The 12,625-nt window shown below is 37.7% G+C and carries 12 protein-coding genes; 2 read left to right on the top strand and 10 right to left on the bottom strand.

The annotated features are described in order from the left end of the window. Positions 1-5 precede the first annotated feature (5 nt). Positions 6-938, bottom strand: a complete 933-nt coding sequence (locus M3175_RS16870; protein ID WP_251521362.1) for a beta-ketoacyl-ACP synthase III — start codon at positions 936-938, stop codon at positions 6-8. A 183-nt stretch (positions 939-1,121) separates the two neighbouring features. On the opposite strand from M3175_RS16870, the gene M3175_RS16865 reads away from it, so the two are divergent. Next, positions 1,122-1,451, top strand: coding sequence for a hypothetical protein (locus tag M3175_RS16865; RefSeq protein WP_251521360.1), 330 nt, complete (start codon positions 1,122-1,124; stop codon positions 1,449-1,451). A 46-nt stretch (positions 1,452-1,497) separates the two neighbouring features. Here M3175_RS16865 and M3175_RS16860 read toward each other — a convergent pair whose 3' ends face one another. The 4 genes from M3175_RS16860 to M3175_RS16845 form a co-directional block, all read right to left on the bottom strand. After that, positions 1,498-1,686 (bottom strand): ComZ family protein, encoded by a 189-nt coding sequence (locus M3175_RS16860; RefSeq protein WP_251521357.1) that lies wholly within the window; start codon positions 1,684-1,686, stop codon positions 1,498-1,500. A gap of 13 nt (positions 1,687-1,699) precedes the next feature. Then, on the bottom strand, positions 1,700-2,653 hold the full coding sequence (locus M3175_RS16855; RefSeq protein ID WP_251521603.1) for a BMP family ABC transporter substrate-binding protein: 954 nt from the start codon (positions 2,651-2,653) through the stop codon (positions 1,700-1,702). Positions 2,654-2,774: 121 nt separating this feature from the next. Further along, a complete protein-coding gene (locus tag M3175_RS16850) occupies positions 2,775-3,287 on the bottom strand; it encodes a hypothetical protein (RefSeq protein WP_251521355.1) in 513 nt (170 codons plus the stop codon). A gap of 70 nt (positions 3,288-3,357) precedes the next feature. Next, entirely contained in the window at positions 3,358-4,095 is a 738-nt protein-coding gene (locus tag M3175_RS16845; RefSeq protein WP_251521353.1) for an alpha/beta fold hydrolase, read from the bottom strand. Positions 4,096-4,284: 189 nt separating this feature from the next. Between M3175_RS16845 and M3175_RS16840 the strand changes: the two genes are divergently transcribed. Continuing rightward, positions 4,285-4,473: a YjzD family protein gene (locus tag M3175_RS16840; RefSeq protein ID WP_251521351.1), complete on the top strand. Its 189-nt coding sequence runs from the start codon at positions 4,285-4,287 to the stop codon at positions 4,471-4,473. Positions 4,474-4,534: 61 nt separating this feature from the next. Here the strand turns inward: M3175_RS16840 and clpB are convergent, their stop codons facing one another. The 5 genes from clpB to M3175_RS16815 form a co-directional block, all read right to left on the bottom strand. Continuing rightward, on the bottom strand, positions 4,535-7,120 hold the full coding sequence (clpB, locus tag M3175_RS16835) for an ATP-dependent chaperone ClpB (protein ID WP_251521349.1): 2,586 nt from the start codon (positions 7,118-7,120) through the stop codon (positions 4,535-4,537). A gap of 92 nt (positions 7,121-7,212) precedes the next feature. Beyond that, complete coding sequence (locus M3175_RS16830; protein ID WP_160546405.1) at positions 7,213-7,401, bottom strand: YjzC family protein; 189 nt, start codon at positions 7,399-7,401, stop codon at positions 7,213-7,215. Positions 7,402-7,478: 77 nt separating this feature from the next. Beyond that, on the bottom strand, positions 7,479-8,432 hold the full coding sequence (gene argF / locus M3175_RS16825; RefSeq protein WP_251521347.1) for an ornithine carbamoyltransferase: 954 nt from the start codon (positions 8,430-8,432) through the stop codon (positions 7,479-7,481). Next, positions 8,429-11,539, bottom strand: a complete 3,111-nt coding sequence (gene carB / locus M3175_RS16820; protein ID WP_251521346.1) for a carbamoyl-phosphate synthase (glutamine-hydrolyzing) large subunit — start codon at positions 11,537-11,539, stop codon at positions 8,429-8,431. The genes argF and carB overlap by 4 nt, the downstream gene beginning before the upstream one ends. Next, the gene (locus M3175_RS16815; protein WP_251521345.1) at positions 11,532-12,614 is read right to left on the bottom strand and encodes a carbamoyl phosphate synthase small subunit; all 1,083 of its coding nucleotides are present in this window, start codon (positions 12,612-12,614) and stop codon (positions 11,532-11,534) included. Before M3175_RS16815 ends, carB begins: the two co-directional genes overlap by 8 nt. Between the last annotated feature and the right edge of the window lie 11 nt (positions 12,615-12,625).

Genomic DNA, 12,625 nt, shown 5'->3' with positions numbered 1-12,625 from the left:
AATAATTACTTGCCCCAACGCATGGCAATGGCACCCCAAGTTAATCCTCCGCCAAAGCCTACCATAACGATCAGGTCATCCTCTTTTATTTTACCAGCTTCTACCTCTTCCACCAATGAAATCGGAATGGATGCTGCTGAAGTATTTCCATATTTATCAACTGTTTTCGACATCTTTTCTTCAGGAAGCTCTAGTCTTTGTCTCGAAGCCTCCATAATTCGAATATTCGCCTGATGTGGAATTAAGAAGTCAACGTCTTCCTTTGAAAGCCCAGCCTTCTCAAGAACATTCACGCTACTTTCTCCCATTTGTCTGACCGCGAATTTAAATACCTCTCTACCATTCATAACGATGTAATCTTCCTGGTAAAGATGCTTTCCACCTGTACCGTCAGCTCCCAGCTCGAAAGACAGTATACCTCTACCTTCCGTTACCTTTCCCATAACTACTGCCCCGGCTCCATCACCAAACAATACAGCTGTATTTCGGTCTTGCCAATCCGTAATTTTTGATAATTTCTCAACACCAACTACTAACACATATTTATAGCTGTCACTCTCAATAAACTGTTTAGCGGTAATCATTCCGTACATAAATCCTGCACATGCCGCACTAATATCCATTGCTGCAGCATTTACAGCGCCTAATTTCTCTTGTAACATACAAGCAACAGAAGGAAACGGTTGATCCGGTGTCACCGTTGCTACTAGTATTAAGCCAATTTCTTCAGCTGAAATTTCTGCATCTTCAATGGCTTTTTTTGCAGCTTCGAAGCCTAAATCCGATGTATTAACGCCCTTTTCAGCTATTCTTCTTTCTTCAATACCTGTTCGTGTGCGAATCCATTCATCAGAGGTATCAACCATTTTTTCTAAATCAGCGTTTGTTAACACTTTATCTGGAAGACATCTACCAATACCGATAATTCCCGCCTTCATGTTCCCAGCTCCTTTATATAACTAACTTTATTATCAATTATTATGACTTGGTACTAAAATTTTAACAGTAGTTCCCCGTTTTATCAATCTTTTTATCCTATTTATGCTCATTTCCCTTCTATCGTCCATACATTCTAAATTCCTTTTCATACCCTATTAATAAGGGCGAAAGGAGGTAGAATGATGCTGAGTAAAAAAGATGAAAGAGATCCCTTTTCAACACTAATGTTTCCATCGAGAAGAGAACCCAATCAAGAGACGGAGCAAATGGAAAGTGTTGAAGGAATGTCCGAGCATGAATGGCTTTTTGGAAAAAGAAGGTCACACCCTAAAGACGACTCTTTGAATACTTCTCCTAAAAGCCAAACTGCCATCGAAAAAGCAATCAACAATGTAAATATACCCGAACTTATGAATCATTTTGACACGTTAATGACATCTGCACAAAGCCTGAAACCTTTATATAAGCAAATCAAGCCGGTCATTTCATCATTTTTAAACTCTAAAAAATAAATAAAACAAGGCTGATACCTCTATTGTTAGAGAATCAGCCTTGTTTTTATTCCTCATGCTTTGCATCTTTTACGCCAAGTTCATATGCTTCCTGCATAACTTTCGTAAACAACGTCATAAATGGTTGAATGAGCTCCATAGATAATTCAATACCTGCATTTTCTAGTTGCTCCTTAGCCTCCGGTAAATATTTCATAGCAATTCCCATAAATTCCATTGTTTTGTCTTGAGACATGTTGTTATTCCTCCTATTGATTTGGCAATTTACCCGTTTCTTTATACTTAGTAATTAAAGCTGTTATTTCATCCTCAAATGCTTGATCCACATCAGGACTGAACTTCCCTAAGGAAATCACATGATCTTGAAAATCAAAGGATAGGTTTCCTGATTTCAACTCGTTTTTACTGAATTTTTCAGCAACTAATTCATATAGTTTATCTACATGCTGAACGGTACTAGTTAGAACCGTTGATTCCCCTAAATCAGACTGATCGGAAATAAACCCTATTGCATACAATCCGTTTTCTTTTATTTTCTCAATAACTGGCACATTGTATCCGTCACCAGCTGGATAGATTACATCCACCTTGTTCTTTATCATATGATCCAAAAAGCTTAAGGCCTTATCATCATCATCCCAATGGCCGACATAATCGATTTGTACAGCTACATCCTTATTTTGGTATTGTGCTCCCTCAAGAAATCCTTTTACTTCTGGCTGCCATTCATATGCAGCAATAATCCCTATTTCATTTGTTTTTGTCATTTTCCCTGCTACCATTCCACCAAAAAAACCCATAGCATATGCTTCAAAGTTTAAGCTAGTAGTATTTTCCTCATGAGCATCACTGTTAAAACTGACAAAATGTATTTCAGGGTATTTTTCTGCTAGATTATTAAAATAAGGACCATACTCGTTGCCATGTCCAAAAATGAGATTAACTCCTTTTTGTTGAAACTCTTTTACCGCTCTTTCCACGATTGCCTCTGAGTTCATGTCTTCTTTATAATAAACGTCAACTTTAAAACGGGATTGAATTTTTAACATTCCTTTATACCCTTTAGTCCCCCAAACCTGATCGTTAATGGTTTCTGGCACCAATAATCCGACCTTTTTAAGCTCGCCAGAAGACATAGGTTGTCCACAGCTTGTCAGGAAGGACAGGCATAAAAGAAGTAATACTCCAACCCGAACAAACATTTTACGCATTTTCTTTTCCGCCTTTCAAAAGGACAGTCAACTAAAATGAAAGTCCAATCACTTACTATATATCTATTACATTCTACCTTTAACATATAAAGAATGAAAAGTTTTTTTTGTTTTACCACATACCAACTACGTCCATTATGGCTTTAAAAATGGAAGAAAACTCTTTTCGTTCAGATTCTTCACCTACATGACTACTCTTCACTTCATGGGGCAACGACACAAAAAAGCACATTACATTTTCCTCATACTCATTAAGATTTCGTTTCTCCCACTCTGTGAAAGGGTGAATAAATACAATTGAGGATTTAGTATTTGAAGATATTGCCTGTAGCTTTCTTTTTACATGACTATTTTCATCCATCCAAACACGCTTTACGTTTTCATCAAAGCTATTCAAAAATACCACCGTTGATGTTGTAATGAGATCATCTTGTTGAACCCACTCATTTAAACCGATTTCTTCAAAATTCGCATTTCTTCCTATCTCCATTCTTCTATTGTTATAAACCGTCTCGTCTCCTGATTGAAGATGAATCCCTCTTACTTCATAGCCTTCTTCTAATAATAAAGCGGTCATTTTAAATCCGATCTCACCTAAAGCCCCAAGTACAAGTACCTTGTCCATAAAAAAAGCCTCCCTGTTACTCGATATACCAGTATATGCGCAGGGAGTCACCACTATTCTTAGTTCCTTATTACAATACTTTTTCATGTTGTTTTAAAAATTTTGTAACTTGTTGAGCGATTTGTTGTTTTTTCTCTGGCAGCATATAACACACAGTAACAGGAGCATTTGAATCCTCCCACTTCACAGATAATTCTTTGAGTAAATTGGATTGCTTATAGGCACGATTTCCAGACAGGACATGAATAATCTTCGTTGGGGTTTTAGGCTTCACATGTTGGTCACCCTGCTCACTGATTAGTAACTCAACAATCTGATGATGCTCTTGTTCGTAGGATTGAGACAGTTCTCTCATAAGCTTCTTATAAAAGAATTTATGCTCCTTTTCCTGCTCTAAATGGTCTTTTAAAGAAAGAATAGGGTTGATAAGCACGGTTGAACGGATATTCTCCTCCATCATATCAATAAGCTTTAAGGCAACAAGTGCTCCCATGCCTTCAGCTAAAATATGAATATTTTCATTAATTATTTCAGTACGAATAATATACTCATAGAGTCTTTTCGCTAGCTTAACTGCCTTGTCACTTCCCCAATTTTTTCCGTAAAGGTTGGAATAAAAGACCGTGTATCCTGATTCTCTAAGTTTCTGAATGAGTGTCCATTTCCCTTCATTCTGCGTCCAAAAACTATTTTTCTCATCAACAAAATGTCTTTCGTCACCAATAATTAAGATACCGAAACCGCGTGGTTTTTCGGGATAATGAATCATATTCCATTCGGTATCCAGTTTAAAGTTTCGGTTCTCCATACTAAAAACTCCTTCAACGTCATTTTGCTCATAATAATGTATGAATCATTATTTAAAATGAAAGGGAGATTAGCCTAAATTCGGTGGATTAACTGATAAAATTCTACTTTGTTTTGTCAATATTCATTTATTATTTTATAGCGATATGGTAAGATGAATGAAGATTTCAATATGTAAGAGGTGAAAAAAATGAGTTACTTTTGGACATTTTTCTGGACGTTCTTATTAGTACAAATGCTTTCATACGTCGTTTCGTCCATGATTGGAGTTGCGTTTCATTTTGAAACCGGTGCCATCGTTGGAGTGATTGTTGCGGTACTAATTTTTGTTATTGGTGCTGTATTACCGAATGAGCCAAGCGGTCATGAATCACATTAATCTTACTAAAAAATGTTTGAAAAAAGTCATCCATATTTGAGGGATGACTTTTTTAATTTGATCAAACGATATTTAATTTTATTTTACCGTCTACCAATTCAATCTGTACAGTGTTTTTCTCCTTAACTTTACCTGAAATAATTTCCCTGGCTAATAGGGTCTCTATATTCCGCTGAATAAATCTTTTTAAAGGTCTAGCACCGTATACAGGATCAAATCCATGTGTAGCAATATACTCTCTTGCCGTATCCGATATTTCCACGTGTATATTTTGTTCCTTGACCCGATGACTTAATTCCTTTATTAATTTGCTAACAATTTCTTTAATCGCTGATATATCTAAAGGATTAAAGGTAATTATTTCGTCAATTCGATTTAAAAATTCCGGGCGGAAATGAGTTCTTAATAACTGAAGGACTCTTTCCTTTCCCTCATCCTTATTGGATTGGTTTTCTAACAATATATGAGAACCAATGTTGGAGGTCATAATAATAATTGTATTTTTAAAATCTACCGTTCTTCCTTGAGAATCGGTAATTCTCCCATCATCTAACATTTGTAATAATATATTAAACACTTCTGGATGAGCCTTCTCTATTTCATCTAATAGAATGACTGAATAAGGCTTTCTTCTCACCACTTCAGTAAGCTGTCCACCTTCTTCATAACCGACATACCCTGGAGGTGCACCAATTAATCTAGAAACGGCATGCTTTTCCATGTATTCAGACATATCGATACGAATGATTTGTTCCTCGCTATCAAATAATACTTGCGCAAGTGCTTTTGCTAATTCTGTTTTACCAACACCTGTTGGCCCGAGGAAAATAAACGACCCAATTGGTCGGTTGGGATCTTTAATTCCAGCTCGCGCTCGTAAAACGGCATCAGAAACGAGTTCAACTGCTTCAGATTGTCCAACTACCCTTTCTTGTAAAATGCTTTCTAACCGAAGAAGCTTCTCTCTTTCTCCCTCTACTAACTTCACAACAGGGATACCTGTCCAACGAGAGACGATATTTGCGATTTCCTCCTCTGTAACCTCTTCACGAAGCAATCGTTCCCCTTGCTTGGAATTCATTTCTTCCTCCAACAGTTCAAGCTCTTTTTCAGCTGTCGGAATTTTCCCATGCCGAAGTTCTGCGGCACGATTTAAATCATATTGGTTTTCTGCATCTTCAAGCTCTCTTCTTAATTTCTCTAATTGCTCTCTTTTTTCTTGGACCTTTTGAATCCCTTCTTTTTCCATAAGCCACTTAGCCTTCATTGTAGCAACTTTTTCCCTTACCTCTGCCAGTTCCTTTTGTAGAAGATGAAGGCGTTCTTTACTCTGACTATCTTCTTCTTTCACTAATGCAGCTTCTTCTATCTCTAATTGCATGACTCTCCGAGATACTTCGTCTAATTCGGTTGGCATCGAGTCAATTTCAGTCCGAATCAAGGCACAAGCTTCATCGATTAAATCAATAGCTTTATCCGGCAAAAAGCGATCTGTGATGTAGCGATCAGACAATAGAGTTGCTGTAACGATTGCTCGATCATGAATATTTACTCCGTGATGAATTTCAAATCGTTCCTTTAACCCTCTCAAAATTGAAATAGTATCCTCCACATTCGGTTCCCTAACGACCACCTGTTGGAAACGCCGCTCTAATGCAGGATCTTTTTCAATGTATTTTCGATGTTCATCAAGAGTTGTTGCACCTATACAATGCAGCTCTCCTCGAGCAAGCATCGGCTTTAACATATTCCCAGCATCCATTGCTCCTTCTGTCTTACCAGCTCCTACAATGGTATGAAGCTCATCGATAAATAGAAGGATCCGACCATCACTCTTCTTAACTTCATTTAATACTGCCTTTAATCTTTCCTCAAACTCACCTCGAAATTTTGCACCTGCGATTAAAGCACTCATATCAAGTGAAAAGACGGTTTTATCCTTTAATCCTTCCGGTACATCCTTTCTTACAATTCGTTGAGCAAGTCCCTCGACAATAGCGGTTTTCCCAACTCCTGGTTCTCCAATTAATACAGGATTGTTTTTGGTTTTCCGTGACAAAATTCGAATCACATTCCGTATTTCCGCATCCCGTCCAATAACAGGATCAATCTTCCCCTTTTTTACCTCTTCTACTAAGTCACGTCCATATTTATTTAATACATCATAGGTTGATTCTGGATTCTGTGAAGTCACCTTTTGATTCCCCCTAATCTCATCAATAACTTCAAATAATCTTTCCTTATTAATTTTATGTTTCTTTAAATATTGACTAAATGTCGTTTCAGGTACGCTGGCTGCTGCTAACAATAAGTGTTCGACAGACATGTATTGATCGTCTAGTGCATTCTTCTCTTTTTCTGCTTCAAGGAGAAGTTTTTGAAGCAGAGACGTTATATATATATTGGTTTGTGTATTACCGCTTAATACCTCGGGCTTTCTCTTTCTAATTTGCTCTAGCTGGTCTAAGTACGGGTCCACTGAAAGCTGAAGACGTTCTATGATCATAGTTGCTAAACCGTCCTGCTCTTTGAAAAGAGAAATAAAAAGGTGAGCTTCATCAATCTCTTGATGGTTTGATTTTCTGGCTAGCGCTTGAGCCTCCGAAAACGCCACCTGTACCCGCTCAGTCATTGATTGAAAATCCATTAGGCTCCTCCTTTGACCATTTTTGACCTTTATTCATTTCTATTATAATCCATTTTTAGCATAAGTAAAGCCATCCATAAAGGATGGCTTTCTTAGTTATGAGTGTACTTTGGAGCGTATGTCCATTGGCGCTCGTCATTTGTTGATTCTGGGAAGCGTTCGCCTGCTTTTAACTTAATTTTTTTCGGGTTCGAAACCATAGAACCTGTATCACCAATCTCTATATAGACACCATTGTTTGGTGCCTTATCACCTGAACGAAAACGATGGTTTTGTCCCATAATCCCACTCCTTTCTAATGGTCGATTATAGTATTACCCAAATAAAAAAATCCCTGCGAAATCGCAGGAATCCTTTTTTATCCAAGTAATTCAACTAGTAACGCCTTTTGTGCATGAAGTCGATTTCCAGCTTGATGGAAAACAACTGAGTTCTCTCCATCAATCACCTCATGGGAAACTTCTTCCCCACGGTGAGCAGGTAAGCAATGCATGAATAAATAATCAGGCTTAGCATGCTTTACAAGTTCTGTATTAACTTGATAATCGGCAAATGCTTTAAGGCGAATTTCATTTTCTTCTTCTTGACCCATACTCGTCCAAACATCTGTATACACAACATCAGCTTGATTGGCTGCTTCAACAGCGTCGTTTGTAATAATCACAGAACCACCTGTTTGTTCAGCAATTTCTTTCGAATACGCTACAATCTCAGGATTTGGTTCGTATCCATCTGGACTTGCGACAGCGATATGCATTCCCATTTTCACTGCACCAATAATGAGGGAGTGTGCCACATTATTGCCATCACCAATATAGGCTATTTTCAGACCTGTTAAAGAGCCTTTACATTCCAAAATCGTTTGAAGGTCAGCAAGTGCCTGGCATGGATGATACATATCTGTTAGGCCATTTATGACAGGAATTGACGCATGCTTGGCAAGTTCTTCAACCGTATGGTGATAATGAGTACGGATCATAATTCCATCAATATACTCTGATAACACTTTTGCCGTATCAGAAATCGGTTCCCCTCTACCAATTTGCAGGTCTTTTCCGTTTAAGTACATAGCGGACCCACCAAGCTGAATCATTCCTGCTTCGAATGATACACGTGTTCTTGTGGAAGACTTATCAAATATCATTCCTAGAATTTTCCCTTTTAGTGGCGTATATGACTCTCCTAGTTTAAAGGCATTTTTAATTTTTATCGCGTTTGTTAACAGATCATTAATTTGTTCTGAAGAGTAATCTCTTAATGTTAACATATCCTTTAAGTCAGCTTTTTTCTCATTGGTTTTAACCGAGATCATGTAAGCTTCACCTCTCTTTTCTTTGATAACCATTCATTAAGTGAATGAACAGTAAATTCCTTTGTTGTTTGCCCAGCTAGAAATGCTAATAATGTTTCTTCTTCTGTGAATGTAAGAACACGATTTTTCGTAGCTGTTTCCCTCACACTTTTGTCTTCTAGTCCTTGATCAGGGTTGTAATAAGCAATAATTGCCTCATCTTTTACTTTGTTTGCTGATAATTCATTTGTCTCAATAATTGTTTCTTCATCTATCCCAGCTTCTTTGATTTTTGAAATATAACTTGGTTTTACCGCTACTTTTCCAGTTGGTCGGTCTTTCAATAAGGTGTGGAAGGACTTCTTCATGGCTTCCTCATAAGTCATTGCTAAACTGATACCTTCTCCAGTTGATCGCATCTCTGGACTCACCTTTGAATCTAACCCTTTTAACGCATAATTTGAAAACACAGGGTACTTCACACAAACAAATGGAAGATCATTTAAATTCAATGATTCATCATTTTTCGACAACCGGTATTTCCCAAGCAATATTTTTGTCGCAATTTGAACTAATGGTACACCTGTAACTTTACTTATTATCGGAACCGTTCGACTAGCACGTGGATTCACTTCTAGTACATATACATCTTCTTGATCGATTATAAACTGTATATTTAGAAGACCTTTATATTTAAGATGAGTAGTAATTTTTGTTGCATAAGAAAGCATTTTCTCTTGAACTTTTTTTGATAACGTGTGTGGAGGTAACACAGACAAGCTATCGCCGGAATGGACTCCTGTTCGTTCAATATGTTCCATCACCACAGGGGCGAGGACATTTTCTCCATCACTGACAAGGTCAAGCTCTGCTTCTATTGCTGGTAAAAATTGATCAACAAGGTATGGGAACTGTAAATCCGTCTCTTCAATAAATACTTGAAGCTCACTGGACTCCTTAATAGTGACCATACCTCTTCCACCGATAACATAAGAAGGGCGAATGAGGATTGGATAACCAATAGAGTTAGCAGCCAGGTTAAGCTCCTCAACACTATTTACAAATTGGCCTTCTAGTCTTGGGATCGCTAGTTCATCAAGAAGTTGATAAAATTTATCTCTTTCTTCTAGTACATCGATCACCTCTGAACCAGTACCTAAAATAGTTACTCCCGCTTGTTCAAGACCTTCCGCTAAGTTTATCGCAGTTTGACCGCCTAGTTGAATGATAACCTCATTTGTTTTCTCGGCTTCTAACACATTCAAAATATCTTCCACGGTTAACGGCTCAAAATACAAACGATCAGCTGTAGCAAAATCCGTACTAACCGTTTCCGGATTATTATTGATCATAATCGTTTCAATACCTTCTTCTTTTAAAGCAAACACTCCATGAACGGAGCAGTAATCAAACTCAATGCCTTGGCCAATTCGAATCGGACCACTGCCAACGATGACTACCTTTCTTTTATCTGAAGGAATTTGTTCATTTTTTCCAAAGTAAGTGGAGTAAAAATAATTCGTAACGGCAGAAAACTCAGCTGCACATGTATCTACCATTTTGTACGCTGGCAAAACACGGTGTTTTTTACGTGTTTCTCTCAGTTCTGCTTCCGTCACATTCCATGCTTTTGCTAGAAAACGATCACTAAATCCTTTTTCCTTAAAAAGCTGTAACTGTTCCTTTGTAACAGATTGGATAGTAACTTCATAAATTTCCTTTTCTAACTGAGCAAGCTTCTTCATGTAGTACAAGAAAAAGAAGTCAATCTTCGTCAATTCATGTAGGGTATTTACTTCTTCCCCACGCCTCATTAGCTCCATTAAAATGAAAAAGCGCTCATCGTTTTGTTTTGCAAGTTCAACATATAATTGTTCTTTACTTAATGTTTTTAAGGAGGACATCTCTAAGTCCTGTACCTTAATTTCGAGAGAGCGAATGGCTTTTAAAAGTGCTCGTTCAAAGTTACGGTCGATTCCCATTACCTCTCCCGTTGCTTTCATTTGTGTACCCAACTTTCGTTCAATGGTTGGGAACTTATCAAATGGCCACTTTGGAAACTTAACAACAACATAATCCAATGCAGGCTCGAAGCTTGCAAACGTATCACCTGTTACAGGATTAATTAACTCTGACAACTCATAACCTACTGAAAGTTTGGCAGCCATTCTCGCAATTGGATAACCCGTTGCTTTTGAAGCAAGTGCAGAAGAACGACTTACCCGAGGATTTACTTCAATTAAGTAATAATTCTTACTTACCGGATCTAGAGCAAATTGGATATTACATCCACCTACGATTCCAAGCGCAGAAATGATCTTAATTGAAGCAGACCTGAGCATTTGATATTCTTCATCTGTTAATGTTTGAGAAGGAGCAACAACGATTGAATCACCTGTGTGGATTCCAACTGGGTCTAGATTTTCCATATTACAAATGATAATGCATGTATTGGAAGCATCACGCATTACTTCATACTCAACTTCTTTAAAACCAGCAATACTTTTTTCAATTAAGCATTGATGGATGGGACTTTCCTTAAGTCCTCCTTGGACCAATTGGAGGAATTCCTCCTCATTTGATGCAATTCCTCCACCTGTTCCACCAAGAGTGTATGCAGGTCTTATGATAATTGGAAAACCAATTTCTTTTGAAAAGCTGACTGCTTCATCAACGGTATGAACAATCTTACTTTCCGGTACAGGTTCTCCAAGCTCGTTCATTAATTGACGAAATGCGGAACGATCCTCACCTTTTTTAATTGACTCAATGGAGGTACCTAGAACCTTTACTCCGTATTTCTCAAGAATTCCATGCTCGGCTAATTGAAATGCAAGGTTTAGTCCCGTTTGACCACCTAATGTTGCAAGTAACCCATCAGGCTGTTCTTTTTTTATAATTTTCTCGATAACATCTACTGTAAGCGGCTCGAAATATATAGCATCAGCAAAATGACTATCTGTCATAATGGTAGCCGGATTATTATTTACTAATATAACTCGGTACCCTTCCTCTTTTAAGGCCATGCAGGCTTGTGTGCCTGCATAATCGAATTCTGCCGCTTGCCCGATGATGATCGGTCCCGAACCGATGACTAATATGGATGTGATAGATTGATCTTTAGGCATATGCAACTTGACTCCCATTATTTTCTTTAATTAATTGCAAAAATTCATCAAATATATATTCACCCTCTGAAGGACCTGGGTTTGCTTCAGGATGAAATTGTGTCGTTATTAACTGATAGCTTTCATGGAAAAATCCTTCAATCGTTGAATCATGTAAATTATAAAATCGAGTTTTAAGACCCGTGCCAGCTAAGCTTTTTTCATCAACGTAATAGCTATGATTCTGAGAGGTCATAAATACCGTCTTCGTTTCTTTATCCATGACTGGATGATTAGCACCACGATGTCCAAACAATAATTTCTTTGTATCTGCTCCTAAAGCTAAACCGGCTAGCTGGTGACCTAAACAAATTCCAAGGGTCGGATACGCTTTAATGACCTTTGAAATGTTAGGTAATAAATGCTTGAGATGCTTCGGGTCTCCAGGTCCATTGGACAATAAAATGCCATCCGGATTAAGCTTTTTTATTTCTTCATATGAGCTATTATAAGGAACAGTTGTTACCTTGCAGCCTCTATTTAACAGCGAGTGTTGAATCGACTTCTTATTTCCAAAATCCATTAATACGACGTGAAAATCTCCTTCGTGCCCTTCCGTTGAGATCTGTGTTGAAGATACTTTCGATACCTTTTCCATATCTCCAAGCTCGAAGGATTGTGGTTTAGTGGTATCCGTGTTAATCACGACAGGCATGGAACCCTCGTTTCGGATTTGTTTTACAACTTCTCTCGTATCCACGTGTTCAATTAGTGGAATTCCCCATTTTTGTAAATATTCACTTAACGAGTATTTAGCTTGGTAATGAGAGTTATTCATACAAGCTTCATATACAATGACCCCAGCAACATGTGGTTGTTTACTTTCAAAATCTTCAAGATTTATCCCGTAGTTACCAATTAGAGGATACGTAAATACGATGATTTGATCCTTATATGAAGGGTCAGTCAATACTTCTTGATACCCAGTCATTCCTGTAAAAAATACAATCTCCCCGGACACTGGTTCATTGTCTGTTTTGACAACCCATTTTCCTTCGAACGTGTCACCACTTTTTAAATGCACATATGCTTTCATTGTTCCACCTC

The organism is Robertmurraya korlensis (genome assembly GCF_023715225.1).
Lineage (GTDB): Bacteria > Bacillota > Bacilli > Bacillales > Cytobacillaceae > Robertmurraya_A.
This window is presented reverse-complemented; position numbering and strand designations above follow the sequence as displayed.

Excerpts from the sequence above, each read along its gene's own strand:
- M3175_RS16845 (WP_251521353.1), bottom strand. The coding sequence starts at position 4,095 with ATGGAGAACCGAAACTTTAAACTGGATACCGAATGGAATATGATTCAT.
- M3175_RS16840 (WP_251521351.1), top strand. The coding sequence starts at position 4,285 with ATGAGTTACTTTTGGACATTTTTCTGGACGTTCTTATTAGTACAAATG.
- M3175_RS16850 (WP_251521355.1), bottom strand. The coding sequence starts at position 3,287 with ATGGACAAGGTACTTGTACTTGGGGCTTTAGGTGAGATCGGATTTAAA.
- M3175_RS16830 (WP_160546405.1), bottom strand. The coding sequence starts at position 7,401 with ATGGGACAAAACCATCGTTTTCGTTCAGGTGATAAGGCACCAAACAAT.
- M3175_RS16865 (WP_251521360.1), top strand. The coding sequence starts at position 1,122 with ATGCTGAGTAAAAAAGATGAAAGAGATCCCTTTTCAACACTAATGTTT.
- clpB (WP_251521349.1), bottom strand. The coding sequence starts at position 7,120 with ATGGATTTTCAATCAATGACTGAGCGGGTACAGGTGGCGTTTTCGGAG.
- M3175_RS16860 (WP_251521357.1), bottom strand. The coding sequence starts at position 1,686 with ATGTCTCAAGACAAAACAATGGAATTTATGGGAATTGCTATGAAATAT.
- carB (WP_251521346.1), bottom strand. The coding sequence starts at position 11,539 with ATGCCTAAAGATCAATCTATCACATCCATATTAGTCATCGGTTCGGGA.
- M3175_RS16815 (WP_251521345.1), bottom strand. The coding sequence starts at position 12,614 with ATGAAAGCATATGTGCATTTAAAAAGTGGTGACACGTTCGAAGGAAAA.
- M3175_RS16855 (WP_251521603.1), bottom strand. The coding sequence starts at position 2,653 with ATGTTTGTTCGGGTTGGAGTATTACTTCTTTTATGCCTGTCCTTCCTG.
- M3175_RS16870 (WP_251521362.1), bottom strand. The coding sequence starts at position 938 with ATGAAGGCGGGAATTATCGGTATTGGTAGATGTCTTCCAGATAAAGTG.
- argF (WP_251521347.1), bottom strand. The coding sequence starts at position 8,432 with ATGATCTCGGTTAAAACCAATGAGAAAAAAGCTGACTTAAAGGATATG.